The following is a 25,381-nucleotide window of genomic DNA, read 5'->3' as shown; positions in this document are numbered from 1 at the left end:
CCTTAAAAAACTAATTATTATTATGTTTGTTTAAAAAATAATATAAAGATTTCTAAGTTGCTTTTGATTTGTAATTTAAAAAAAGTTTTTTTGGGATGGGTTAGGTAGATAGGAATCTACCTAACAACTTGTTTTACAAGTTTTTAGAGAAATGAATTTTAAATTTGGCTGTTTAATCTATCTCTCTGGCTACCATGTAGCCAATAATATATTTGATATCAACATATATAAACTTTATTGTATTTTATAATTTATCAAGTATACTTTATTAAAAAACTATATATTATTAGATTGTATAAATTTAAATTGAATGAAATATGATTACGATTTTGAGGATTATTTAAGGAATGCTTTAGCGGGTTCAATCAGTTCTTCAAATCCTTCTGAAGAGGCAAAGCAAAAAGCTAGAAAATTATCTCCCTCTTATTTTGAAGATTTAAAAGAAAAACTTCTATTCAGATATGAGAATAAATCCTTAGAAGAGGTAATGGATTGCAAATGTTGTTCCACTTCTTTTGGTGAAGCATTAAAAATAACCAAAAAGGAAAAGATTAACTTTAATCTTGAAGATAATGATTTTAAAAATCAAATCAACTCTAATCTTAAATTGCTCCCAAAAATTGGGCTTAAAACAGAGCAGAATCTTAAGAATAAAGGTTATGATACTATAGAATCTTTAAAAAATCACGACAGATATTCAAATTTGGCATCAAATTTCCTTGATAAAATCGATGACATGTCATTTAGGGAGATAATGGATTTGCTGGACAGCAATAAATATTCAAGAAAATGCAGGAATAATCTGATTAAATGTGTAAGTCTAACCGAACCGGAAAACTTCAAATTTATGGATATCGAGACCAAAGGCCTTTCGAATGTTCCAATAATATTGATTGGAGTTGCAGAAATCAAGGGAAGTAAGATCATCGCTTCACAGTATTTCCTAAGAGACTATACTGAAGAGCCGAACATCATTGATGCCTATCTATCACACTTGGATGAAGACTCGGTACACGTCTCATTCAATGGAAAGAGTTTTGATGTACCGTTTATAAAAAATAGATGTAGATATCTTGGAATTAATCAGAAATTGGATTTACCGCATTTGGATTTGATGTATTTTGCAAAAAACTTATGGAAGGATACGCTTCCAAATTGCCAGCTGCAAACAATCGAACGGGAAATATTTGGAATCGAGCGTGAAGAGGATGTTCCGGGCCAATATATTCCCGGATATTATGACACTTATTTGTTGCAGGATAACATCGGGCCGGTTGTGCCTATAATTGAGCATAACTGCCAGGATATTATTTCACTCGCTAGCTTTTTAGAGAAAATGTATGAGGATGTAAATTAAAATGGGATTATTTGATAGATTTAAAAGTAAAGATACTGAAAAACAGGAAAAACCGGTCGTTCCAGATAATTTGAAAATTGATAAGGACCAGTTACTTTTAAAAAAAATTGCCACTACCGATAAAGATAGGGTTAAAAGAGCAGAAGCCGCCGACAAAATAAAAGACCAGTATGTAGCGCTGGACCTGTCTAAGAATGTAAAGGATAGGGCAATCAGACTGATTGCAATCAATAAGGTAAAAGATGAAAATTTATTGAGGGATGCAGCTGAAAACTCCCAATTTTTTGATGTAAGAAGTTTTGCATGGGAAAGGCTAGGCGAAAACAACAAATCAATTGCTGAAATCGTAATAAACACTAAAAAAAATCCGAATGTAGATGAAATATTCAACAAGATTGTAGATGAGGAAACCCTTAAGTGGATTGCAATTGAGGCCAACGATAAAAGGTATAGGAATGAAGCGGCAGACAAAATAGAATCTCAGGAAATATTAACTGAATTGGCTTTCAATTCAAAAGATAAGGATATTAGGCGAACTGCAATATTGAAAGACTCATTTGATAATGAGGAAACTCTTAAAAAAATAGCTATTGAAGATAAGGATGAATCCGTAAAGAAAGCTGCGATTAATAAGATAGATAATGAGGAGTCATTAGCTGAAATTGCCAAATTGGAAGAAAATGCAAAAATAAGGTCTTTGATATTTGATAAAATAGATAATCCCGAAATCCTAAACAATATTGTTTTGAATTCACAAAAATCCGATGTCCGTCTGGATTTGGTAAATAAAATAGATGATGAGCAAATTTTATCTGGAATTGCGTTCAATGATTCCGATAAAATTGTCAGAGCCGAAGCGGTTAAAAAAATAAGCGATGAGGACACATTAACAAAGATTATTTCCACAGAAAAAGATAGATTTGTCCGCCAAATTGCAGTATCAAATTTAAAAAACCCTGAAAAGCTAATTAAAATCGCAATTGAAGATGATGATCAGTTTGTGAGAAATCATGCGATTTCAAACCCTAACCTTTGTGAAGAAAAGGATTTTGAATATATTGCAATTAATTCCACTCATGAAGAGATAGCAAGTGAAGCCTTGAAGCACATTAGCGATGAAAAATCATTTATCAATATTTTGAAAAATGCCAAAATAGATTCCATCAGAAAGGCAACTTTGGACAACATCACAGATTTGGAAACCTTAATCAGAATTGTTCTTGCTAATGAGGATGAGGAGTTTTCCCTTAAGGCATTAAACAAAATCAAAGTTGAAAAATGCTTGATGAAAATTTATGAACAGGGAATTTCCGAAGCGATTTCAGTAAGAGCCGTTTCGCTTATTAAAAATCAGAATTATCTTACTGATGTTGCTAAAAACGAGCCTCAATGGAGAGTTCGCGAAGCGGCAGTTAAAAAAATAGTAAGTAAAAAAGTCTTAAAGGAAATTTCATTAAATGATGAAAATGAATATGTAAGAAGCGTGGCAAAAAAGAGAATGAGTTTATAAGTAGAACTCCGGCTCTTTTCTTTCACTGTTTGCTTCTTCAAATACTGGCTTTTTGCTTTCAAATGCTTCCCCAGTAAAGCTACGTGCATCTTCTGGACAGATTGAAATACATGCAGTGCATCTTGAACACAAATCGAAATCGGTATCGACAGGGTCATCATCTGGAATGGCCTTTTCCGGACAAACTGTAACGCAGTCATAGCAGAATGCACAAAGGGTTTCGTCACATCCTATAAGGAATGGAAGCTGTTTTAATTCAATGCCTTGTTTTTCACCAGGAATTTCGACATTTTCAAGTTCACCGGATTCAAGTTTTGATTTACATTTTTGGGCAAATTCATTGATTTTTGCAATGTCATCTTCATCAGGCCTTCCAACTGCAACATTTGAAAAGATTGAATGGTGGCTGATAGTTGTTCCGGCTCCGATTATATTGAAATTGTTTTCAACCAATATGTCTCTTAGCTCTAAAAGTGCATCGCCGACATTTGCATTACCATAATTGGTTACGGCTATTGCAGGAGTATTGTTCCCTTTTATTTTTGCCAATCTTTCGCTTGCTGTTTTTGGAAGCCTTCCGGCAAAAATAGGAAGTCCAATGATTACCAAATCATCTTCATTAAACTCTTTTGTTGAGTTAAAGTTTAATAAGTCATATTCCTCTTCGCTACTTTCAAAGTTGCCTGCAATCTGTGCTACAACCTCTTTTGTAGTTCCTGATGGACTGAAAAATATTTTTGTTACATTTGTCATACTCTCACCTATTTTGATATTGTATTTTTAGTAACTTAATGATTTCGAATATATATTTTCACTGAATTTTCATATAGATGTATTTTTGTTTAATTTTGATTTTCATTGATTTTTAAAATTTAAACTAAAAACTTCTTTAACATCTTCTATTTCGGTTTTGTTCAATTTTTAGAAAAACTTTATATATGTCAAATACAAAATAATTATTGTTGGAAGGTATCTTCCGGTCTATAAAAGAGGTGAAAAAAGTGAGTGATATTAAAACTGCAATGGTAGGAACACCCTGTCAGATATTGGCAGCTACTAAAATCAACAGATATGAAAAACAAACGGGCGGATCCCCTATTGAGGTAAAAATTGGTCTGTTCTGCATGGAAAATTTTTCATATTCATATCTTGAGAAATATCTGAAAAATCAAGGCATAGAACTGTATGAAGTAAAGGAATTTAGGATAGATAAAGGAAGATTTGTTGCCTATCTGATTGATGGTAGTATATTTTCAATCCCTATTGCAGAAACCGAACCCTTCACCCGTAAGAATTGTCATGTCTGTACAGACTACACTTCTGATGTAGCAGATATTTCAGTAGGTTCTGTTGGTTCACCTAAAGGGCACTCTACTGTTCTTGTTAGGTCTAGAAAAGGACAAGAAATCATTGGAGATGCAATCGAAAAAGGTTATATTACAACAGAAATCATGCCTGAGAAAGGATTGAAGCTCCTAGAAAAGATTGCTAATCAGAAAATATCAAAAAACACTAAACGCTATAAGAAAAGGGAAGCCGTTGCAAGGCCGGTGTTGTCAAAAAGGGCAATAACTGAAGATGAATTTATTGCAGAATCAAGCCTTTGCCAATTTGAAAACCTGCAGAATGATGTTATAAGCGTCGGATCATGTGTTTTATGCGGAGCATGCGAATATGTCTGTCCAAAGGATATTATCCATATCAATCGCAGAAAACCTGTTATGAAAGGCACATGTGATGATGATTGCCATGCATGTTATTTTGCATGTCCAAGAACATTTGTAAGCGATAAGATTTATCCGGCAGACATTGATGAAAAACCACTTGGAAACTATCTTGAAATCTATTCAGTAAAAGCAAATTCAATAATAGGTCAGGATGGGGGTGTGGTTTCAGCCATTTTAGTATATCTGCTTGAAAATGGAATCGTTGATGAAGTATCAATCGTAGGTCAGGATAAAGATGCACCTTGGAGACCAGAATCAAAACTCACTTCCTCAGTCCAAGATGTAATTATGGCGGCTGGAACTAAATACAGTACCACACCAATAGGTTTTAAAGCTTTAAACAGATAGATATGCTTTTTTGCATATCCTTACTTCTTTTTTTGAATAATATAGAAACAATTTAATATAATTAAAATTATAAAGTTACTTGGTGATACGATGGAATTAATGAAAGAGCTATCTTTAGCACCAGGTGTATCTGGTTCTGAAGAGGAAATAGCTAAAATTATTACACGTGAATTAGAAGATGTTGCTGATAAAATTGAAAAGGACAGTATGGGAAACTTAATCGCCACCAAAAAAGGTGAAAAAAAGGCGCCTACTGTAATGCTTGCAGCACACATGGATGAAATAGGATTGATGGTAAGATACATTGACGATAATGGATTTATAAAATTCTCATGCATTGGTGGAATCAACGATCAGATGTTAATGAACCAGACCGTTACTGTCCATTCATCTGTTGGAGAACCAATTGTTGGCGTAATCGGTTCAAAACCACCTCACGTTACCAAAGCTGAAGAGAAAAACAAAGTTGTCAAAGCTGACGATATGTTTATTGATATAGGTGCAAAAGACAAGGAAGATGCTGAAAAAATGGTTAGAATTGGAGACAAGATGACATTCAATTCCCTCTTTGTTGAATATCCTAATAGTTTGATTATGGGAAAGGCTTTAGACAATCGTGTAGGCTGTTATGTAATGATTGAAGTTTTAAAAAGGGTAAACTCAAGAGCTACCGTCTATGGTGTAGGCACCGTTCAGGAAGAGGTAGGTCTTAAAGGGGCTAAAACTTCTTCATACAAATTGAACCCTGATTTGGCAATTGCGCTTGATGTAACATTATCAGGCGACCATCCGGGAATCAAGCCTGAAGAAGCGCCTGTGGTAATGGGTAAAGGTCCAGCTATTATCCTAGCGGATGCAAGCGGAAGAGGTATTCTAACCCAACAGTCCGTAAAAGACATGCTCATTAAAGCTGGAGATGAAAATGAGATTCCATACCAATTAGAAGTAAGTGATGGAGGAACTACTGACGGAACTGCAATTCACTTGACCCGTGAAGGAATTCCTACCGGTGTTTTATCTGTTCCAACCCGTTATATCCACACTCCTGTAAGCGTATGCAGTATGGAAGATATTGAAAATACAATTAAATTAATTACTGAAGCTATAAATAACTTATAGCTTTAAAATTTCTTTTTTTTAAAAAATAGTGATGAAGATTATTTGAATCTGTCATCTGACTTTTGTGATTTCGCTTTTTGGTGTTTGGTTTCAAACCAGCCTATCCTTAACTCATCGATTGTATCTTCATACAATTGAGGGACGTAGGGTTTGATGTCAAGCAATGGAGTTTCATCCAAAACATCAACGTTTTCGACATAAACGGTATTGCCTTCAACTTTATTAACTTTAACAACGCTCATGCCAATTCTATTAGGCCTTTTAGGGGATCTTGTTGCAAACACTCCATGAGTATCATTGTCCATGAACGGTTTCACTTCAAGCAGGTATCCTTCAACCTTGTGGAGTAAATAAATTATGTGAATATGTGAAAATCCGTCAAGATCCTTTAGTCCGTCGACATATTTGTCCTTAATCTCTAGTGTTCCTTCAATTCCTTTTGCTCCGGTCGGCTGAATTGGCATTCCTTCAATTTCTTTGAATTGTGTATGAATTGTACCAATTGATTCTAATTCGATATTCATGTTTATTATATTCCCTTTCATATCATAAAAACATTTCATTTTATCGATATAAAGCATTTTCAGTAATCGATTTTAAAATTCTTATTTTACCAAAAAACGAAACATTTATATACAATTCGACATAACAGTATATTGTGAAAACACATTGAGGTGAAAAAATGCAACTTAGTGCAAGAAATCAATTGAATGGTAAAATTACAAATATCGAACTTGGTGCCGTTATGGCTAACATTAAAATAGAAATTTCAGAACCTAATACTATTACTGCTGTTATCACTAAGGAATCAGCTGAAAATCTAGGTTTAGCTGAAAATGATGAAGTATGTGCTATCATCAAATCTACAGAAGTAATCATTGGAAAATAAATATAATTTTAAGGAGATGAAAATATGCAACTCAGTGCAAGAAATCAATTAAAAGGTAAAATCGTTAGCGTAGACAAAGGGGCTGTCATGGCCAACATCAAAATCGAAGTAACAGAACCTAACACCATTACTGCTGTTATCACTAAAGAGTCAGCTGAAAAATTAGGTTTGGCTGAAGGTGATGATGTAGCTGCGATTATAAAATCCACCGAAGTAATCATCGGCAAATAAATCTAATAACTGTTTTTTTATCCGGGGGTTGGGATTATAATCCCCAAATTCCTATTAATACGAATATTGCAAATAAGACTATAGCTATTTTTAGTAGTGTTTTTAAATTTTTTATTATTGCATATATTATTAAAATCAATAATATTGCTTTGATAATGAAAAGTAAACTTATCAAGTTTTAACCTCCCGCAAGAATGGTCTTTGTACCTTCTTCGGAAATCTCTTCTTTTTTAAATTCAACATCATATTTTACGGTTTCTATAACTTCTTTTAATGCATCAAGGGTTTCTCCCCTGTGATTGCCTAGAACTGCAACTAAAAATAACATGTCGCCAGTGTAGAATTCACCGATATAATGGATTACGGATATTTCAAAGACATTGTATTTGATTTTGACGTTTTCAACAATCTTTTCGATTTCGCTTTGGGTCTTTTCCTTGTCAGATGTAGTTAAAATTAATTTTTTCAGGTTCATGTTGTCCTCTTTTCCACGGACAATGCCTTCAAATGTAAATATGGCTCCTGAATAATCGATTTTGCTGGATTTTTTGATATCTGCAATTAAATCGGCCATTGTAACTTTATCTTCTTTTGCTTCTATAACTCTTACAACCATGATTTCATCTCCAGTATATTATTATAATCTTTTAGTATATAACTATTGTTATATGTCACTGATTTCCCTAATTGACAGCTGCTTCATCCTTTCGACACCATCAATTTCTTCAATTACCTCAGCAGTTGCCTTAGGAACCAGTTCCTGCCAATTTTCATCTTCGAGAATTCTCCTTCTAACCTCAGTACCTGATAGGTGTAGCCGGTCATAGAGAGGAGGCTGTTTGACTTCATAGCCCTCTTCTGAAAATAACTGTTTGACTAAAGAATTGCCGGAATAGACAATGGAAAATGGTGGAGTCAGCATTTTAACATGGGAAGGCCAAATGGCATTGAAATTAATGTCCTGCATAGGTATGATGTAATATCTGGATGGGTCAACATTCATTTCGGCCAATGCCTGGCTCATCATAACGACACGTTCGCCAGCAGTGAAAGGATCTTTAGATTCGTGACTTAGCTGAGCGCTGCCGATGCCGATGATAATCTCGTCGACTTCTTCTAAAATCTGTTTAATCACTTGCATATGTCCATTATGAACTGGCTGCATTCTACCAATCAATATTCCTCGAACTTTCTGCATATCTATCACTTTAAACCAAAGTAATTTTAAATGTTTAAATATTTAACTAAACTTATATTAAAGACTTTTTACTTAAATAATAATATTAATTCAAGGAGTTTTGTTAAATGGAAAATAAAAATATAATTTTAATAGCAGTTGCAATTATAGCGGTATTGGCCATTGCCGGCGTAATCTTTGCCACTGGAATATTGAATCCAGCAAAAGACACCGCCACAACTGATTTCGATACAGAATTTATGAAGGGCACATTTGTTGGAAAAGTGAAACTCGTCAATGATACAGAATCATTCATGCATTCCTATAGGGATAAAGAGCATCGCATAACCTATAACATTTCCACTGTAGACAATTCTTCTGCCTTAATGGAAATCTATGAGTTCCAAGGTCTTTCAAATCCAGAACAGAGAACCTATAACGGTAATGACTGGAATATCTACTTTACCCAGGCAATTCCAGGAAATGACAGTGATGCAAATGAAAACAATACCATGGACATCATTATCTGTGAGTCTCAAGGCAAAAAACAAGGATATATGGTCTATATGATTATTGATGCCGATTCAGATGTCAACTCTACAATGAACACTTTCGGCCAGTCATATACAGATTATCTCCAGCCTTTGCTTGAAAGCATTACCTTGAAAAAGAGCAAAAACGTTCCAAAAATAAATGAAGAGTTTGGATTGACTGAAGATCAGTTTGCAGAACAGATTGAACTTATCCGCCAATATCAGGCAGGAAACACTTCAGCATTTGACGGTTCTGGTTAGATGAGAATTACGGTTTTTCATGCGGATGAATGCGATAGGAAGAAATGCACTTCCATCAAGATGGAAAAGCAGGGCAAATGCAGGTTAGTCTATGACATAAACAAGATTCCTTCAGGAGCTATTGTCTTAAATCCATATGCTGAAAAGGCCGTATCATATGAAGACTACAGATATGTTCACAGAAGAGGAATCGTAGGGCTTGACTGCTCATGGAATGAGGTAACAAGCTCTAAAAAATTCTTCGCCTTGTCAAAATATCACAGATCTCTTCCCTTTTTGATTGCTACCAATCCTGTTAATTATGGAAAGCCTTGCATATTGTCGACCGTTGAGGCAATATCTGCCACTTTATACATTACACGCTTTAAAGATGAGGCTCGCAAGATGATGGATGGCTTTAAATGGGGACATACCTTCTTGGAGCTTAATCATGAACTGCTTGAAGCCTACAGTGAAGTGGATACCAGTGCCGAGGTTGTACGTATTCAGAACGATTTTCTTTCAGAAAAAGGCATAACTTCTGAGGAATAATCTTTTTTTATTTACTTTTTTTTTGATGTTTTTAAATTTAGAATTTTTTTCATGATTGCTGTTAATAAGAAATATTGATTTAATTAATTCACCAAAATTTTTGTAAAATCAATTGTACATTTTTCATTCTTTTTTCAATTAACTACCATAATAAACTGATTTTTTCTAAAATTATAAATAGTTTACATTATATAGATTTAATTAATATCATATCAAATTACCACAATGGCCTTTACAAAAGATATAATAAAAAATTAACAGTAAGTCATGCCATAAAACTCAAGGCAACAGTTTAATGAAATCAGCTGAAAATTGCTTTTATCAGCACAGTTAAAAAAGGCAAAATGGTAATATTCAATTAAATGGTAAAAAAATACAATGTTGAACCGGTAAAAAGGTTTTACAAAGCAACTATTGACATATCAGTTCTTAAAAGTAATGTCAAGTCATTATAATAAAGATACTGATAATAGGTTAAAGTTAAATAATAAGGTTTTTCACCTTATTTTTATTAAAAGGATTGATAACATGAATAAGAAATTAATATTGTTCTTGATTGTTCTGATTAGCCTTTGTGCAGTATCCTATGCAAGTGCAGCAGATGACGGGGATTTGATTGCGCAGGACAATACAGATATGGAAACTCAAGCTGTAGATGGAACAATTGAGATTGAAGAATCTTCTCAAGATGATGTTAAACTTGATTCGAATGATAATACATATAGGAATATCCAAAGGGAGATAGATGCGGCTGACGAAGGCGCCACAATCTATCTTAACGGAACTTACTATTGTGATTATTTAATAAACGTTAACAAAACAATTAATATTGTTGGAATGGGTGATGGTGCAGAGATAAGATACAATTCATCCAAAGAATATACAACTCCATTTTTCAATATTGAAAAAGGTGCTTCCAATGTTGCCTTAAACAATTTGAAGTTCGTTGGAGGCATTTTCCTATGGGGTGGAGCTATTACCTGGCAGGGAGATAACGGTAAAATAGTAAATTGTGACTTTATTGACAATACTGCAAGAGGTACAAACGCTATAGGTGGTGCAGTACTGATTTTAGGTGAAAATTGCAGTATAAAGGATTCTACCTTTAACAACAACTATGCATATCTGCATGGTGGGGCCATTGTTTGCAACGGTTCCGGATGCAATATTAAAAACTGTGAATTCAATGGCAATGTTGCCGATGGTGAAAAGGGCCATGGTGGAGCCATAGTGTTATGGGCAGACAATTGTGTTATAAGTGACTGTGAATTTGCCAATAACCATTGTACCGATTATGGTGGTGCAATTTCAGTACTTCAAGACGACAATAAAGTTGTTAACTGTAAATTTGATTCCAATTATGTTTCAGATAGTTTTGACAATGAAAAGAGTCCTGGTGGAGGAGCAATATTCAGCGCTTCAAATGGTTTGATTATTGATAATTGTAATTTCACTGCTAATAAGGCACCTAAAGCATATGGTGGAGCTATCAGCCTGTCTGAAAATGACACCCTTAAAAATTCATTCTTTAAGGATAATGATGCAGTTTTAGGAAATGACCTTGTCTATTACTGTCCGAATGTCATTTCAAATACATTTGTGATTGACTATAATGAAACTACTGCGGATGCAATTTATGGAATACCTGTTCAGGAGTTATTAGACTCAAATAACAAATTTGACAAGATTAAATTGAACTCCAGTGTAAAGTTCAGTGCAGGTGTGATTTTTGAATACGGTCATCCTGAGCCTATCCATGTTACTGTCGAAGGAGGAACTATTGAAGAGAAAAATATCAGAGTCCTGAATCACCGTGAAGCAAATATAACATTTGTAGATAATGAACTGACCGTTTATGGTTTGGGTGTTGGCGATTACGTTCTTCGCGTTACCACAACACCGGATGAGAACCACACAGCTGTAGACGGTGATTTGAACATTACAGTTAAAAAGGCAACAGCTGTTATCAGTGGATCTAAAGTTACTGTTGCTCTTAAAAGCGGTTCTGCTTGGACAATTACTGTCGTTGACTCCAAGGACAATAAACCTATTGCAAATACAAAGGTCAGCTTAAAAATTTACACCGGAACCAAATATAAAATCGTGAATGTAACTACCAACGACAAGGGTGTTGCATCATTCAAGACTAAGGATTTGGCTGCAGGAAGTCATAAAGTCGAAGTGTCCCTCAATCATGACGGTTATAACTTCAATACTTTAACATCATCCATTAAGGTAGTCAAACAGACAGCTTTGAAATATAAACTGCAATCCAGAGTAAACGGTAAAGGTGGTTCATTATTATCTTACTTGGTTTTAAACAAAAAGACAGGTAAGGGAATCAACGGAATTAAAATTAAGGTTTTAATCTACACCGGCAAAACATATAAGACATATACACTTAAAACCAAAAAGATTAAATCAAACAAGAAAACTTTTAAAGGGGCTATGGGTTTTTCAACCAATGATTTTTCAGCAGGAAAGCATAAAGTGATAATAAAACCTGCAAACATCAAATATAAAGGTTCAGTGACAACTTATATTAAAATCAAGAAAAGCGCAACAAAAGGTCCTAAATTCTTCCGTCAAATCTAATCAGAAAATATTTTCAAATGAGGAATAAAAATGAATAAAAAATTAGCATTATTATTTATTATTTTAATAAGTGTCTGTGCAATTTCGCATGCCAGCGCTGCAGACAATTCAACAAATGCTGTAACCCAAATTGAAAATAATGAAATAATCGACTCATGCAATGTGGAATCGATAAGTGCAGATGAAGCCGGAGATAACAGCTCCAACGTATACTATGTTGATTCCAACAGCAATGTTCAAAGTGCAATTGACAAGGCCAATGAAGGAGATACGATTGTACTCAACGGAACTTTTGAGTTAAAGGACGCAATAAGTATCAACAAAACAATCAGCATTATCGGATATGGTGATGGAGCAACTTTAAAACCTAACGATTTGAACTATAAGGATTTGAGGTTTTTCAATATAAATTCCAAGGCTTCCAATGTTGTTTTAAGCAATTTAATATTGATAGATGGAAATAATGGTGCTGCTGGAGCTATTCTTTGGGAAGGAAGCAACGGCAGTCTAACCGATTGTGAATTCAGAAACAATATGGCCAAAAACAACTACGGCGGTGCTGTAGTAATTAAAGGAAATAACTGTAACATTACCAACTGCATTTTCAATAAGAATCAGGCGACCCAGAGCAATGGGGGAGCTATCTCATTAATTGGAGAGAACTGTCTGGTGAAAAACTGTACTTTCTATGACAATTATGCTGCTCAAAATGGCGGTGCAGTTTTCGTCAACGGTAAAAAGATTACAATTTCCGATTGTTTATTTGAAGCAAATCATGTTTCTGCAAGTGATAACGCTTCTATGAGTAATGGAGGAGCAATTTTCAGCAATTGTGAAACCTTGACCATTGAAGGGACTGATTTCAACAATAACTATGCTAGCACCTATGGAGGAGCAGTCTATTTAAGTGATTATAACAATGTCAAAAAGTCATCCTTCAAAGACAATCATGCTATAAGGGGAAGGGATATCTACAGCAACCCTACATCCCATATTACCTCAAGCAATTTTACAGTTTTGTATAATGAGACTGAAAGCGATGCGATTTATGGATTTGAGCCGGACAACCTGTTCAACAACATTGTAACCAAACTTAAAGTTAATTCCACTGTCATTTTCAGTACCAGCATGTCATTTAAGTATGGGGAATCCCATTCATGCATGGTTACAGTTGAAGGTGGAATAATTGAAGAGAAAAATATCAGAGTCCTCAATCACACTGAAGCCAATATCACTTTCAAAGATAACACATTGACCGTTTCCAATCTGGATGTTGGAGAGTATGTCCTTCGAGTTACCACAACACCGGATGAAAACCATACTGCGGTTGATAAAGATTTGAATATAACAGTTGTAAAGGCAACTGCTGTCATCAGTGCTTCCAAAGTGACTGTTGCACTTAAAAGCAGTGCTGTTTGGACCATAACTCTCATAGACGCCGGGAATAAGAAACCTATTGCAAATATGCAAATCAGCTTAAAAGTTTACACAGGCAATACTTATAAAATTGTGAATGTTACTACCAACTCAAAAGGTGTTGCTTCATTCAAGACCAAGGATTTGTCTAAAGGGACTCATAAAGTTGTATTAAGCGCTGAACATGGCAGCTATAACTTCAATACATTGACTTCATCCATTACTGTAGTAAAACAGACTGCCTTGAAATTCAAGCTTCAATCAAGAGTTGTTGATAAGGGCGGTTCTTTATTGTCCTACCTGGTTTTAAACAAAAAGACAGGTAAAGGTGTAAACGGCATTAAAGTTAAGGTGTTTATCTACACAGGCAAAACTTATAAGAAATACACTCTTAAAACCAAAAAAATCAAAGGTAAAAAGAAAACCTATAACGGAGCTATGGGTTTTTCAACCAATGATTTTTCAGCTGGAAAGCATAAAGTGATAATTAAGCCTGTAAGCATCAAATATAAAGGATCAGTGACTACCTATATAAAAATTAAGAAAAGCGCAACAAAAGGTTTAAAATATTTCCGTAAAGTCTAGTTGGAAATGATATTTTATTCCTTTTTTTATTTTTTTTTAACTATTTTTTCTCAAATAATTCTATTTGATAATTATTTTTCCATTATTTTATATATTTTGAAAATCATATCTTAATAATATAATCATGTTAAAATGGTGAAGTCATGGCTCATGATGTTTTTATAAGTTATTCATCAAGAAATACGGAATTTGCAGAAGCAGTTTGTGAAAAATTGGAAGATAACGGCATTGAATGTTGGATTGCTCCTAGAAACATTAAAACAGGCACTAATTATGCTAAAGAAATTATGGATGGATTGGATTTAGCCAAGATGGTTGTTTTAGTATTTTCCAAAGATGCACAGGACTCTGAGTATGTGAACAATGAAATAGACACAGCCTTTTCAAACAACAAACCAATCGTATCTTTTAAGGTTGATGATTCTTTTCCTAAAAACAAGATGGAATTCTTTTTGAAAAATACTCAATGGCTGGATGCCTCTCCAAGCACCCTCAAGGAAAAAAACAAAACCCTTGAAAGCTGCTATGACCAGCTGGTTAAAGATGTAAGGCGCATATTAGAAAAGGTCGAAAACGGTGAAGTCTTTGGTTATGAACATACTCCAACCCCAGTCATTCCGCATAAGGAAAAAGGCTTTTTTGAAAAGTATAAATTGCCGATAATTGGCATTGTCCTTGTTTTGATAGCTGTCACGGGGTTCATGCTTTTCAGTGGAATGGGCAACGATTCGAGTGCCGATGAGACAAATGAAACGGGAATCTCCATAGGATATGTCGGTTTGGAAGACTATGGGGACAACAATTATGCATATTTTGTATTCGGAACAATTGATGGTAATTTAAGCAATTCTTCAGATGATGTGATTCATATAGACTATTATGATGATGCCGGAAAAATTGTTGATAGTAGCGACACTAAGATAGCAGATATTGAAGGCAATATCCTAGGTTCTATCGACGTTACTAAAAAAGACGTTTCTAAGGTTTCAGTAGAATTGCAGGACAAGAAAGGTAAAGTATTGTACAGCTTAGAAAGCGATAATATCATTGAACAGTAGTGGGGTTTTTTATGGCTCATGATGTGTATATTTGTTATGACGAAAGAGACTTAGACACAGCAAAGTATGTCTGCGACGAATTGGAGGACAGGGGTTTAGATTGCTGGCTTAAAAACCGTGATGCAGGTGTGGACCACATGGTTGATGAAATCATGCAGGCAATCAAGAAATCTAAAGCCATGGTTCTACTGTATTCTAAAAACTCCAAGCAATCCAACTTTGTCAACAATGAAGTGGACATAGCATTTGCAGAAAAAAGGTCAATTTTGGTTTATCAGATTGATGAATCAAAATTAGATGGCGGTTTAGAATTTTTCTTAAGAAATAAACCTTGGATTGAAGCTTATCCGAATCCTAAGGATAAAATTAATCTTTTAGCTGAAGACACTGCAGAATTAGTAAAAAAACAAAAATCTAAAGATAGGGACATTTTCAAAATTGTTAAAACACATAAAATCCCTGTCATTATAGGCATTGTTGTTTTATTGCTTATTGCGGGTGTTTTAGGATATATGGCGTTAAATGGTGGAAGTGGTGGAACAGATGCCTCCCAGATAACAGCAGGTGATGTTAAACTTAAAATCACGGATTTCCATGTTGATGATGTTAGAAATGAAAGTACTGATTGGAACTATTCCTATTATGTAGGGGGAACAATTTCTCCGGCTCCAGGTGAGCAGGATGGATGTGTAATCCTTGTTGACTTCTATGACCAATCAGGTAAACTGGTCGATTCAACAGAAACTCCATTTGAAGATGCTCAAAAGGTCAGTTCTGGATTTTTATTCGGATCTGCAGTATCAGGCAGCAACAACATTAAGGTAGCAGATGTTCAATTGGTTAATGAGGAGAATATTATAATTGCTCAAGATGATGCTCAATTATGAAGTTAAGTAGTGGGAATGATTATTATGGATAAAAAATATATTGCGATAATTCTTGTATTTGCTGCAGTTGCAATAACTGGAGCTTATTTCCTATTTAGCGGTCCGGGAGAACTTGCAGCTGAACATACTACAATCGTTTTAAGTAAATCAGCATATATGGAAGTTCCGGAATACAAGAATGCTACATCTAAAGCTGATAAGAATGGAATATTTTATTATAAGGATAAACAGGATGATATAAATATTACCAGTTGCTCTAACATATCCGCTGCATCAAGTGTAAAAGAAATGAAAAAACTTAAAAACGAAATTGCAACCGGATCCAAAAAAATAAAAGAGGATGATGTTGTCATTTATGAAAAAAATGGAACTTATTCTGTTTTTGTCAAAAATACTCAGTATAATGATACATTGTTGATACAATCTTCAGATAAGGATTTGCTGCTTCAATGTTGGCAAACCGTCAAGTATCACGATCCGACAGACAAAATCAAATTCAATGACACTAATGATACAAGTTCAGGCTCTGTTGTCAGTGCTGTTGAAAAAACAGAATCTGCTGTAAAAGCTAACACTCCAACTTACTCATCTTCATCTTCCAGTTCTTCATCCAGTTCATCATCAGGTTCTGGAAGTAGTGGATACAGTGACTTTGGTTTCGGCAGTAGTTCTTCATCAAGCAGTTCCGGTGGTTCAAGTAAATCAAGTGGATCAAGTGGTGGAGGATACGACGACTTTGGATTCGGATAGAAAAAATTAAATTGAGAGTTAGGTACTACCTAATCTCTTTTTTTACTATTTTTATTTTTTTTCCGTATTTTTAGTCAAAATTACTAAACATTTAAATACTATTAGAATAAAATAATTAATTAATAGTTATGAATACGGAAAAGTTGCTTTTTATTTCATAACAGTTTATTATTATTAATTTTCATGATTATAGGAGGAGTTATTAATGGCAAGATTCGAAGAAGCAGAAAACAGAATGTTCAATATTAAAATCTGCTTAAAATGTAATGCTCGTAACCCTGCTGGTGCTACAACCTGTAGAAAATGCGGTTACAAAGGTTTAAGATACAAAGCAAAAGAACCAAGAGGATAGATTTATTCTCTTAACTTTTTTTATTATTTTTTATAAAACTTATTTTAACTAATTTTCATTTAAAAACAATTAATTTAATATATCATTTTTTATAAATCTTATTTTAGGTAATCTTTATGAAAGACGTTGAAAATTATATTAGGGATATATTAGAAACTAGAAAATTACACTTCACTTTAATCGATCCTGACGAACAAACACCTGAAGAAGCTTTGGAAATCGCTACACAAGCTATTGAGGGTGGAACTGATGGAATCATGATTGGAGGGTCTACTGTAAATGGTGATGATGTTGACAATACCTGTAAAATATTATCAGAAAACATTGCAGTTCCTATTATCATTTTCCCAGGAAATACAAGTAGTGTAAGTAAATATGCTGATGCAATATTTTATATGAGCTATGTAAACTCAAGAAATCCTCATTGGATTAACGGAGCTCAGGCAATTGCAGCACCAGCCGTAAAGGCATCCGGTATGGAAATCTTGCCAATGCACTATATGGTAATTTCTCCAGGCGGTACTGTCGGTTGGGTTGGAGATGCAAATTTAGTTCCTAGAAACAAACCTAAGATACCTGCTGTTTATGCAATGTCAGCGGAATTATTCGGAATCAAATTCTTCTATCTTGAAGCAGGTTCCGGTGCTGAAGAGCCGGTTCCACCAGAAATGGTAGCTTATTCTAAAAGGGCTGCTCCTAAAAACATTTTAGTTGTTGGAGGAGGAATCCGTGACGGTAAAGCAGCTTATATGGCAGCAAAAGCCGGTGGAGACATCATCGTAACCGGTACTGTTGTAGAAGAGGTTGATGATGTAAAAGCTAAAATTCAAGAATTGACTGGAGCTGTTAGAAAAGCTTCACTAGAGTAGTTTACAACTGCTCTCACCATATTTTTTTATTAACCCTTTAACATAATAGTTAATAGGAGATATTATGTTAAATTCACTATATGAAAAAGCCATCGCTAAAAGAGGATTCATTCATGCTATTGACTCAGACAGCAATGTTGAATCTCAGCTTGAATACAATTGGTTCGATAGACTGATTGAAGATAGTTCTGACGATTTTACAATTGCCGCTGGAGACGGTAGTTTCAATAAGAAGAAATTTCTCACATCCAACTTCTGTGCAGTCGGTGCAGAATCAATAATTTACGATGGTGAAATAAAAAAGATTGAAGACTCAGACATATTTGACGTTCCGAACGTATCCTTTTTGGATGAACTTTTAAGCAATTATATGGCTATCTATGAGCTGAAGTGTGCTTTGAGAACCCTGAAGGAATATAATGTGGATTACTATATGTTTGACGGATCTATTTTGGGAGACCTTCAGAATGCATTTCCGAAAGGCGCAAAATTGCCATCAAATATTAGGGATAATTTAGATGATGCCGTCTTGAATGAATTCGAGAGAAGATTGTCCATAAGGAAATATGGACTGGTATTTCCAGAAATAAGGGATTCATTAAAACTGGTGGAAATGCCAAAAAATGATGATTTCAATAAAATTGAGGAATACAATCTTCATTTGGCTTCTATTGAAAAGATTATTCTCTTAAAGGAGATTTTACAGTATAGAAAAAAGATAATATCAATATCCAAAACCTCCTCGGACAATGAGCTGTTCCATTGGAATATTCCGGATATTGCATTTTTGGATAAGTTTACCCAAAAGCAGGGAATGTCCATAATCAAATATCGCAGTGTTTATGAAAAAGCGGCATTTCCGTATTTCAACGACTTTTTTAAAGGGTTAACGTTTACGGTTTTTTATGTCAGATTTCAGGACAATAAAAATGTATTGAAAGTTGAACTGCCTTATAAAGCTTCAAAAGAAGAGGTATTTGACTTGATTAAAAAGATAAATGTCCTATCAGTTCAAGGATACCCTTATCTTTTAAATAAGGCTCATAATGATGTTGTAATTACTGATAGGAATATAAAGGAATTGTTAAAGATTGCTAAAGTTTATGAAACAACCAATAGGGAAGTGATGTCATGGTAGTTGGAATTTGTGTTGGAGAAACCTCACTTACTGAAGTCACATTCATTTCAGATAAGATGCCGAAAGTTGGCGAATATGTTACTATAGAATACGACGGCAAGAAAGTTTTGGGAATGATTGAAAATCTCATTCGTGGAAATGATGCTTTAAATGTAGATATAAATGACTTTAAAGCTATTCAAAAGATTTCAAGAATTGGAGTTGAAGACAATTACATTAGGGGCAAAGTCAAGATTCTTGGTGATGTTAATGACAATTTGAAATTGCCTAGAACCCCTGTTCTTCCGGGAACTGAAATTCAATTGGCGGATAAGGATGTTCTGGAGGAAATCTTTAAAGTCAAAAACCCTATTAAGCTTGGTACTTTAGTTAATCAAAGTGATGTTGAGGTTAATGTCGAAGCCAATCCAATTTTGTCAAGGCATTTGGCCATTCTGGCAATGACAGGTGCTGGAAAATCAAATACAGTTTCTGTTCTTATTGATCAGCTGTTGAATTATAATGTTCCAATTTTTGTTTTTGACATGCACGGGGAATATGTCAATGCTGAATTTCCGAATGGGGACGTTAATGTCATAAAACCTAAGCTTAACCCTAAATACATGGAATTCTATGAAATGAAAAAATTGATGAATATTCCAAGCAATGCTGTAATTCAGGAAAGGCACTTTAGGGATGCATTCAATTATGCAAATGATGAGCTAAGCAAGGGCACAAGCGAGACAATCAATTTCCTGGATATCATGTATGATTACCTTGAGGTCAAATCCGGTGTTAATGATGAAGAAGCGAAAGTGGATAAGTCAATGGTTGATGTGATGAACAAGATTTTGGATGCAAAAATAAAATATTCCAATCTGTTCTATCAAAATGCACCTAATATTGTCTCCAATATTCAGGCGGCACATGTCAATGTCCTGGATTTAAGCCAAGTCGATGAATATGTCGCAAGCGTACTGGTCAGCCATATCTTGAGAAATTCACTTCAAAGATCAAAAGATGCCGCCCACACTGGAAATAAGGAAGATTTAATGAAAAATTCCGTATTTTTCATACTTGAGGAAGCACATATTTTGGCTCCAAAAAAACGTGATTCCGATTCTAAAAGGATGATTCAACGTGTAGCCCGTGAAGGCCGTAAATTTGGATTGGGGCTATGCTTAGTCAGCCAATCTCCAAAGACAGTTGACCATGATGCATTATCCCAGATGAACAACATGATTATCTTGAGGCTTGTCGAACCTGAAGACCAAAGGCATGTTCAGTCTGCCAGTGAAAGCCTATCGCAGGATTTAGTTAACCAACTTCCTTCCTTAAATGTTGGAGAAGCTATCGTTTTAGGTCTAATGAGCAAGGTTCCTACACTTGTTAAAATCGATGAGTTCAAAGGTCGCCAGCATGGTGATGACATGGACATTGCTTCTTATTTTGCAAATTTCAAAGAGAAAGAGGAAGAGGAAATTAGGAAAACTGAAGAAGAACTAAATGATTTGGGATATGGCTATTAATCCCAACTTTTTTTTAATTTTTTTATTAAAACTAATTTTTACATTCAAAAATCAATTTTGATTACTTTACAAATGCTCTCTAGGCAAACTATTAAATATACAGTCAAATAAACTATACTCAATTAAATACTTTTAACAGTGTTTAAATTGGTTATATACAAAAAATTTAAAAAGGTAATATAATGAAATTTGCACATTTAGCAGATACTCATTTAGGTTATCGCCAATTTGGTTTATTTGAGCGAGAAAAAGACTTTTATGAAGTATTTGAAAAGGTAATAGATAAAATAATTGAAGAAAATGTAGACTTTGTAATACATAGCGGAGACTTGTTTGAAACTGCAAGGCCATCACCAAATGCGCTTTTGGTATTTCAAAAAGGATTGCTTAAATTGAAAGGTGCAGGCATTCCCATGTATGCAATTGCGGGAAATCATGACTCTGTAATGCGAAAGGGATCAATTCCTCCACAGGTAATATTTAAAAAATTAGGCCTTAAGGTAATAAGCCCAATCAATCCCCATTACACTCATGGAGATTTGTTTATTGCGGGACTGCCATACTATCCGTCATCTCAAAGCAATGTCTTAAAGTCTAAATTAGCGGAATTGTCTCAAAAGGCTGAAAATTATGAAAAATCAGTTTTGGTATTGCATCAGGGAGTAGACAAATACTTCGGTTATCAATACGAACTTGAGATTGGAGATATTCCTGATAATTTTGATTATTATGCATTTGGACACATTCACAATTATGTCAATGATAGCTTTGGAAAAGGCAGATTGGTCTATCCGGGTTCAAGTGAAATCTGGAAAACCAAGGAAGTAGAAGATTATCAAAAAAATGGTAAAGGTTTTGTTGTAGTTGACTTTGACGGTGAAAAACCGCTTGTAAAAAGGGTCAAGGTGGATATATCCCGTGAATTCATGAAAAGATCTCTTGACTACAACAATCTGGAAAGCGGCATTGCGGGAATCAAAGAGATTATTAAAGATTTTGACAATGAGCCTATTCTTGATTTGACCATCAACAATGTTGAATCTGATACCAAAATGGTTTATGAAATGATTAACGAGGAATTGGGTGATTTGGCTTTAATGATTAGGCCTAAATTCAATACTAAGGATGATATAATCAGTGATACAGATGTGCATGAAGGTCGTGTAGGCATTGAAGAGCTTCTCACAGAACAGCTTAACGTTTATGATAATGAGGATGTAAACGTATTGGGCGTTGAGTTATATAAATATCTCTCAAAAGACAGGCTTGAGGAATCTGGAAATCTGATTAATCAGTTCTATGAAGAGCATTATCATCATGTAGATGAGGAAATAGAATTCAAGACTGAAAAGGTTAAAAAGGATGAAGTCCCGGATGAAGATTCCAAGGATATTCAACTTACATTAGGGGAGGTTGAAAAATGATTTTCACAAAATTAAAACTGCTCAATTTCAAGTCTCACGAAAATACAGTCATCTCCTTTGATAAAGGAATAAGCGTTATTGTAGGTGAAAACGGTGCTGGAAAATCAACTATCCTTGAAGCAATAAGCTTTGCTTTATTCAAACAGCATACCGGTAAAAAAATCGATGATTTAGTCAGGAATAACGCACAGTCAATGGCTGTAGAGCTGGAGTTCAATTCAAACGGCAGACAATATAAGATATTGCGTGAAAAGAAATCCAATTTGAAGTCATCCCTATTCAAGAAAACTTCAACTGATGGAAATTACGTCAAGCTCTGCACAGGGGATAAGGAGGTAGCAACCCAAATCCATCAAATTTTGGACATCGATTCAGATTTGTTCCTGAATGCGATTTATATCAGACAAGGCGAGATTGCAGAGTTGGTGGACAAGACACCTGCCGAGAAAAAACTCTTAATCGCAAAATTATTGGGCATAGATTCGTTGGAGAGATCCTGGAAGAATCTGCTGCCGTTCATCACAGAGTATGAAAAACAACTTTCAGAGCTCAAAGGCAAGTTATTCAACTCTCAGGAATTGGTCGAAGAGTATAATAAGAAAAAAAGTGAGCTTGAATCCTTAAAGGATAAGGGCCATGATTTTGAAAATCAGCTTGAAGAAGTAAAAGGATTGCTCGACGAAATATCTGAAAGTAAAAGAAACATGGAAAGAGAAAAGGAAATCTATGATAATTTAGTTCTTAATCTTGAAACCGAAAAGAAAAACTATGCCAAATTGGAACATGACAAACATGTTGTTCAGGATAATTTGGATAAGATTCGCGAAGCCGAAGAGCAAATTGAAAGACTGGAAAAGTATGTCTCTAAACTGGATTTGTATCTTGATTTTGAAAAGGACGTTAACAGCATCAAAGAATTAAAGGATAAAGAAAGCGAAGTTGAAGAAAAACTGGAGTCAATTTCTGTTCAAAAGCAGAATATTTCAGATAACCGTGAAGGATACAATAAGTTTTTATCCTCAGATGAGGAAATCACTAAGCTGGAAAATCAGAAAGTTAATTATGAAAAAGAATTGGCCACTATGGCAAAGCTTGAAAAAGATAAAAAAGTTCTTCTAGAGGAAATTGAAACTGAAAGAAATGCTATTGAGGATTTCTTCTCAAAAGCTAAGGATAAATTAGCTGATAATGGCCTAGACCAAGATTCCATAAGCAAAATTGATGATTTCAATCATCTTGAGGAATCTACAAATGATTTCCAGAAGTCACTTTCCAATAAGATTAAAGATTTAACTGGTGAAATCACTGCTAAAAATGAAGAGATTGTGGTATTCAAACAGAATATCAAAGCCAATGAGAAACCTTTAGGTGAATTGGAAGGCATCGACAACAAATGTCCAGTTTGTCAATCAGATATTAGTCCTACACAGAAAAGAGATTTAATAAATCAATACAAATCTCAAATTGAGGAAAATACAAAATCAATTTCTGAAAATGAAGAAAACCTTCGCCTACTTTCTAAAAACAAAGAAAGCTTTGAAGCTAAAAATGAATCAATTCTAGAATTATCTAAAAGCATAATTGAATACAAACAAAGATTCAATCAATTAGAAAATAATTTGTCAAGGTTAAATGAAATTGATGAGGGCCTTGAAGGAAAAGATTATATCGGAAACAAATTGGGCGAGCTCATATTAGTTATAGCCAATAAGAAAACCGAAAAGGAATCTTATAAGGAGGCTCATGATTTGTTTGTTCAGGCCAATGGTGCTCTTGAAGTTTTAGGAAGTGAAACTGAAGCTCAATTCAACTTAAAGCAAATCAGAAATGACATTGACAATCATGTAAGGAATATCAAGCTAGCTATTGAACAGGATCCTCATTTAAGTGGAGATATCAGTAATGTGGAACTTCAAAACAGAATCACTGATTTGAAACAGAAAAATGAGGAATATAATCAGCTTAAAGGATTTGTTAAAAACAAGCCTGCACATATGGCTCAACTTGACTCAATAAAAGAGGATATGGGTGTTTCAATTAATCAAAGCGATATTCTTGTGAACAAACTCAATGCTTCTTCATATGATGAGGATAAATATGAACAGATTATTGTTCGCCATGAAATGTATGAAAGAAGAAATTCCAAGATTAGTGCTGATTTGTTCGAGTTAAAAGGAAGGGCTCATGAATTAATTGATTATATCAAAGAGTTGAATAGTAAAATCAAACTCGCTAATAAATTCCAACAGGAATATAATGACATTTCAGATTATATCAATTTGTTGCATCATATTAGGAATTTATACAGTAAAAATGGAATTCAAAGGGATTTAAGAAATATTTCAAGGCCGTTAATCCAGAAATATACTAAAGAATTTTTCAATGAATTCAACTTCAATTATTCTGACTTAACATTGGATGATGAATATGATGTTACTGTTTATGGTCCTGAAGGAGAATCATCCATGACCATGGTCAGTGGTGGTGAAAAAATAGCAATTGCATTGGCTTTAAGACTTGGTATTACTCAGGCAATGGCCAATGGTGAATTGGATACTATTTTATTGGATGAGCCTACAATTCATTTGGATGCTTCCAGAAGACATGAACTGATTAATTTATTAAAGGACATGTCCGTACTTCCTCAAATGATTATTGTAACCCATGAGGCTCAACTTGAAAACGCAGCCGATAATTTAATTAAAGTTGAAAAAGTAAATGGTATTTCAAAAGTGGTAATGTAATTCAATTACATTATTTCTTTAATTTTTTTTACATTGTTTCAGGTGCATCTTTAATTGAATCAATGATGCAGTTTGCATTCCAGCCCACAATTGTGGCTGCCTTTTCTTCCAGTATTTCCGGAACTTCCTCAAGACCTAGAGGCCTGACTAAAACGATAGGAATATCATATTTCTCTGCAGCATTGAGCAATGCTTCAAAAGTCTCTTTATTGTCCTTATAAAGTCCTGAAAGTAAGATTATTCTGTCCACTTTTTTGTAAAATCCTTCGCCTGCATGTTCATAGGAGCCGGATATTGATTCTTTCCATAAGAATTCAACTTTTGAATATAATTTTTCTGTAAATTGAGGATATTCATTATTTTGATCTATAC

24 protein-coding genes are annotated in these 25,381 nt (G+C 34.4%); 19 read left to right on the top strand and 5 right to left on the bottom strand.

Annotation, left to right across the window (positions count from 1 at the left end):
* Positions 1-310 precede the first annotated feature (310 nt).
* Both ACKI3D_RS07765 and ACKI3D_RS07760 read left to right on the top strand, forming a co-directional pair.
* A complete protein-coding gene (locus tag ACKI3D_RS07765; protein ID WP_407393458.1) occupies positions 311-1,357 on the top strand; it encodes a ribonuclease H-like domain-containing protein in 1,047 nt (348 codons plus the stop codon).
* A 1-nt stretch (position 1,358) separates the two neighbouring features.
* Complete coding sequence (locus ACKI3D_RS07760) at positions 1,359-2,867, top strand: flagellar protein (RefSeq protein WP_407393456.1); 1,509 nt, start codon at positions 1,359-1,361, stop codon at positions 2,865-2,867.
* Here the strand turns inward: ACKI3D_RS07760 and ACKI3D_RS07755 are convergent.
* Positions 2,862-3,620: a 4Fe-4S binding protein gene (locus tag ACKI3D_RS07755; protein WP_407393455.1), complete on the bottom strand. Its 759-nt coding sequence runs from the start codon at positions 3,618-3,620 to the stop codon at positions 2,862-2,864. The genes ACKI3D_RS07760 and ACKI3D_RS07755 overlap by 6 nt on opposite strands.
* A 248-nt stretch (positions 3,621-3,868) precedes the next feature.
* Between ACKI3D_RS07755 and ACKI3D_RS07750 the strand changes: the two genes are divergently transcribed.
* Positions 3,869-4,942: a Coenzyme F420 hydrogenase/dehydrogenase, beta subunit C-terminal domain gene (locus ACKI3D_RS07750; protein ID WP_407393453.1), complete on the top strand. Its 1,074-nt coding sequence runs from the start codon at positions 3,869-3,871 to the stop codon at positions 4,940-4,942.
* A gap of 90 nt (positions 4,943-5,032) precedes the next feature.
* Complete coding sequence (locus ACKI3D_RS07745; RefSeq protein WP_407393452.1) at positions 5,033-6,061, top strand: M42 family metallopeptidase; 1,029 nt, start codon at positions 5,033-5,035, stop codon at positions 6,059-6,061.
* Positions 6,062-6,099: 38 nt separating this feature from the next.
* On the opposite strand, the gene tsaA is transcribed toward ACKI3D_RS07745, so the two are convergent.
* Entirely contained in the window at positions 6,100-6,585 is a 486-nt protein-coding gene (gene tsaA / locus ACKI3D_RS07740) for a tRNA (N6-threonylcarbamoyladenosine(37)-N6)-methyltransferase TrmO (RefSeq protein WP_407393450.1), read from the bottom strand.
* A gap of 158 nt (positions 6,586-6,743) precedes the next feature.
* Here tsaA and ACKI3D_RS07735 point away from each other — a divergent pair, with 158 nt between their 5' ends.
* Together ACKI3D_RS07735 and ACKI3D_RS07730 are read left to right on the top strand one after the other, a co-directional pair.
* Entirely contained in the window at positions 6,744-6,950 is a 207-nt protein-coding gene (locus tag ACKI3D_RS07735) for a molybdopterin-binding protein (RefSeq protein WP_407393449.1), read from the top strand.
* Positions 6,951-6,974: 24 nt separating this feature from the next.
* Positions 6,975-7,181: a molybdopterin-binding protein gene (locus ACKI3D_RS07730; RefSeq protein WP_407393447.1), complete on the top strand. Its 207-nt coding sequence runs from the start codon at positions 6,975-6,977 to the stop codon at positions 7,179-7,181.
* A gap of 178 nt (positions 7,182-7,359) precedes the next feature.
* On the opposite strand, the gene ACKI3D_RS07725 is transcribed toward ACKI3D_RS07730, so the two are convergent.
* Both ACKI3D_RS07725 and ACKI3D_RS07720 read right to left on the bottom strand, forming a co-directional pair.
* Positions 7,360-7,797 carry a molybdenum cofactor biosynthesis protein MoaE gene (locus ACKI3D_RS07725; protein ID WP_407393445.1) on the bottom strand — a complete coding sequence of 146 codons (438 nt, stop codon included), beginning with the start codon at positions 7,795-7,797 and terminating at the stop codon, positions 7,360-7,362.
* 48 nt (positions 7,798-7,845) lie between these two features.
* A complete protein-coding gene (locus tag ACKI3D_RS07720) occupies positions 7,846-8,379 on the bottom strand; it encodes a nicotinamide-nucleotide adenylyltransferase (RefSeq protein ID WP_407393443.1) in 534 nt (177 codons plus the stop codon).
* A 107-nt stretch (positions 8,380-8,486) separates the two neighbouring features.
* Between ACKI3D_RS07720 and ACKI3D_RS07715 the strand changes: the two genes are divergently transcribed.
* The 13 genes from ACKI3D_RS07715 to ACKI3D_RS07655 all read left to right on the top strand — a co-directional run bounded on the left by ACKI3D_RS07715 (position 8,487) and on the right by ACKI3D_RS07655 (position 25,009).
* Positions 8,487-9,152 (top strand): hypothetical protein, encoded by a 666-nt coding sequence (locus ACKI3D_RS07715; RefSeq protein WP_407393442.1) that lies wholly within the window; start codon positions 8,487-8,489, stop codon positions 9,150-9,152.
* A complete protein-coding gene (locus ACKI3D_RS07710) occupies positions 9,153-9,683 on the top strand; it encodes a DUF367 family protein (RefSeq protein WP_407393440.1) in 531 nt (176 codons plus the stop codon).
* A 528-nt stretch (positions 9,684-10,211) separates the two neighbouring features.
* Positions 10,212-12,278, top strand: a complete 2,067-nt coding sequence (locus ACKI3D_RS07705) for a hypothetical protein (RefSeq protein WP_407393438.1) — start codon at positions 10,212-10,214, stop codon at positions 12,276-12,278.
* Positions 12,279-12,308: 30 nt separating this feature from the next.
* Complete coding sequence (locus tag ACKI3D_RS07700) at positions 12,309-14,279, top strand: hypothetical protein (RefSeq protein WP_407393437.1); 1,971 nt, start codon at positions 12,309-12,311, stop codon at positions 14,277-14,279.
* A gap of 143 nt (positions 14,280-14,422) precedes the next feature.
* Complete coding sequence (locus ACKI3D_RS07695; RefSeq protein ID WP_407393436.1) at positions 14,423-15,337, top strand: toll/interleukin-1 receptor domain-containing protein; 915 nt, start codon at positions 14,423-14,425, stop codon at positions 15,335-15,337.
* An 11-nt stretch (positions 15,338-15,348) separates the two neighbouring features.
* On the top strand, positions 15,349-16,224 hold the full coding sequence (locus ACKI3D_RS07690; RefSeq protein WP_407393434.1) for a toll/interleukin-1 receptor domain-containing protein: 876 nt from the start codon (positions 15,349-15,351) through the stop codon (positions 16,222-16,224).
* 24 nt (positions 16,225-16,248) lie between these two features.
* A complete protein-coding gene (locus tag ACKI3D_RS07685) occupies positions 16,249-16,974 on the top strand; it encodes a hypothetical protein (protein WP_407393433.1) in 726 nt (241 codons plus the stop codon).
* Positions 16,975-17,179: 205 nt separating this feature from the next.
* Positions 17,180-17,326 (top strand): 50S ribosomal protein L40e, encoded by a 147-nt coding sequence (locus ACKI3D_RS07680; protein ID WP_058739021.1) that lies wholly within the window; start codon positions 17,180-17,182, stop codon positions 17,324-17,326.
* 116 nt (positions 17,327-17,442) lie between these two features.
* Entirely contained in the window at positions 17,443-18,195 is a 753-nt protein-coding gene (locus tag ACKI3D_RS07675; protein ID WP_407393431.1) for a geranylgeranylglyceryl/heptaprenylglyceryl phosphate synthase, read from the top strand.
* A gap of 64 nt (positions 18,196-18,259) precedes the next feature.
* Entirely contained in the window at positions 18,260-19,333 is a 1,074-nt protein-coding gene (locus tag ACKI3D_RS07670) for a DNA double-strand break repair nuclease NurA (protein ID WP_407393430.1), read from the top strand.
* A complete protein-coding gene (locus ACKI3D_RS07665) occupies positions 19,327-20,841 on the top strand; it encodes a helicase HerA-like domain-containing protein (protein ID WP_407393428.1) in 1,515 nt (504 codons plus the stop codon). Before ACKI3D_RS07670 ends, ACKI3D_RS07665 begins: the two co-directional genes overlap by 7 nt.
* Positions 20,842-21,023: 182 nt before the next feature.
* Complete coding sequence (locus ACKI3D_RS07660) at positions 21,024-22,265, top strand: exonuclease SbcCD subunit D (RefSeq protein ID WP_407393426.1); 1,242 nt, start codon at positions 21,024-21,026, stop codon at positions 22,263-22,265.
* Positions 22,262-25,009: an AAA family ATPase gene (locus ACKI3D_RS07655; RefSeq protein WP_407393425.1), complete on the top strand. Its 2,748-nt coding sequence runs from the start codon at positions 22,262-22,264 to the stop codon at positions 25,007-25,009. Before ACKI3D_RS07660 ends, ACKI3D_RS07655 begins: the two co-directional genes overlap by 4 nt.
* Positions 25,010-25,037: 28 nt before the next feature.
* On the opposite strand, the gene ACKI3D_RS07650 is transcribed toward ACKI3D_RS07655, so the two are convergent.
* Entirely contained in the window at positions 25,038-25,379 is a 342-nt protein-coding gene (locus ACKI3D_RS07650) for a nuclease (RefSeq protein WP_407393423.1), read from the bottom strand.
* Positions 25,380-25,381: the final 2 nt, after the last annotated feature.

Origin of the sequence: Methanobrevibacter sp. (assembly GCF_045586545.1) — an archaeon.
In the GTDB taxonomy this organism is placed as follows: Archaea; Methanobacteriota; Methanobacteria; order Methanobacteriales; family Methanobacteriaceae; genus Methanocatella.
The sequence above is the reverse complement of the archived record's forward strand: the minus strand, read 5'-3'. Positions and strand labels throughout refer to the sequence as shown.

What these genes read in the sequence shown, in the direction of transcription:
- ACKI3D_RS07765 (WP_407393458.1), top strand. Translation starts at nt 311, where the DNA reads ATGAAATATGATTACGATTTTGAGGATTATTTAAGGAATGCTTTAGCG.
- ACKI3D_RS07745 (WP_407393452.1), top strand. Translation starts at nt 5,033, where the DNA reads ATGGAATTAATGAAAGAGCTATCTTTAGCACCAGGTGTATCTGGTTCT.
- ACKI3D_RS07715 (WP_407393442.1), top strand. Translation starts at nt 8,487, where the DNA reads ATGGAAAATAAAAATATAATTTTAATAGCAGTTGCAATTATAGCGGTA.
- ACKI3D_RS07660 (WP_407393426.1), top strand. Translation starts at nt 21,024, where the DNA reads ATGAAATTTGCACATTTAGCAGATACTCATTTAGGTTATCGCCAATTT.
- ACKI3D_RS07685 (WP_407393433.1), top strand. Translation starts at nt 16,249, where the DNA reads ATGGATAAAAAATATATTGCGATAATTCTTGTATTTGCTGCAGTTGCA.
- ACKI3D_RS07690 (WP_407393434.1), top strand. Translation starts at nt 15,349, where the DNA reads ATGGCTCATGATGTGTATATTTGTTATGACGAAAGAGACTTAGACACA.
- ACKI3D_RS07730 (WP_407393447.1), top strand. Translation starts at nt 6,975, where the DNA reads ATGCAACTCAGTGCAAGAAATCAATTAAAAGGTAAAATCGTTAGCGTA.
- tsaA (WP_407393450.1), bottom strand. Translation starts at nt 6,585, where the DNA reads ATGAATATCGAATTAGAATCAATTGGTACAATTCATACACAATTCAAA.
- ACKI3D_RS07655 (WP_407393425.1), top strand. Translation starts at nt 22,262, where the DNA reads ATGATTTTCACAAAATTAAAACTGCTCAATTTCAAGTCTCACGAAAAT.
- ACKI3D_RS07725 (WP_407393445.1), bottom strand. Translation starts at nt 7,797, where the DNA reads ATGGTTGTAAGAGTTATAGAAGCAAAAGAAGATAAAGTTACAATGGCC.
- ACKI3D_RS07700 (WP_407393437.1), top strand. Translation starts at nt 12,309, where the DNA reads ATGAATAAAAAATTAGCATTATTATTTATTATTTTAATAAGTGTCTGT.
- ACKI3D_RS07710 (WP_407393440.1), top strand. Translation starts at nt 9,153, where the DNA reads ATGAGAATTACGGTTTTTCATGCGGATGAATGCGATAGGAAGAAATGC.
- ACKI3D_RS07755 (WP_407393455.1), bottom strand. Translation starts at nt 3,620, where the DNA reads ATGACAAATGTAACAAAAATATTTTTCAGTCCATCAGGAACTACAAAA.
- ACKI3D_RS07720 (WP_407393443.1), bottom strand. Translation starts at nt 8,379, where the DNA reads ATGCAGAAAGTTCGAGGAATATTGATTGGTAGAATGCAGCCAGTTCAT.
- ACKI3D_RS07670 (WP_407393430.1), top strand. Translation starts at nt 18,260, where the DNA reads ATGTTAAATTCACTATATGAAAAAGCCATCGCTAAAAGAGGATTCATT.
- ACKI3D_RS07680 (WP_058739021.1), top strand. Translation starts at nt 17,180, where the DNA reads ATGGCAAGATTCGAAGAAGCAGAAAACAGAATGTTCAATATTAAAATC.
- ACKI3D_RS07675 (WP_407393431.1), top strand. Translation starts at nt 17,443, where the DNA reads ATGAAAGACGTTGAAAATTATATTAGGGATATATTAGAAACTAGAAAA.
- ACKI3D_RS07705 (WP_407393438.1), top strand. Translation starts at nt 10,212, where the DNA reads ATGAATAAGAAATTAATATTGTTCTTGATTGTTCTGATTAGCCTTTGT.
- ACKI3D_RS07760 (WP_407393456.1), top strand. Translation starts at nt 1,359, where the DNA reads ATGGGATTATTTGATAGATTTAAAAGTAAAGATACTGAAAAACAGGAA.
- ACKI3D_RS07665 (WP_407393428.1), top strand. Translation starts at nt 19,327, where the DNA reads ATGGTAGTTGGAATTTGTGTTGGAGAAACCTCACTTACTGAAGTCACA.
- ACKI3D_RS07735 (WP_407393449.1), top strand. Translation starts at nt 6,744, where the DNA reads ATGCAACTTAGTGCAAGAAATCAATTGAATGGTAAAATTACAAATATC.
- ACKI3D_RS07695 (WP_407393436.1), top strand. Translation starts at nt 14,423, where the DNA reads ATGGCTCATGATGTTTTTATAAGTTATTCATCAAGAAATACGGAATTT.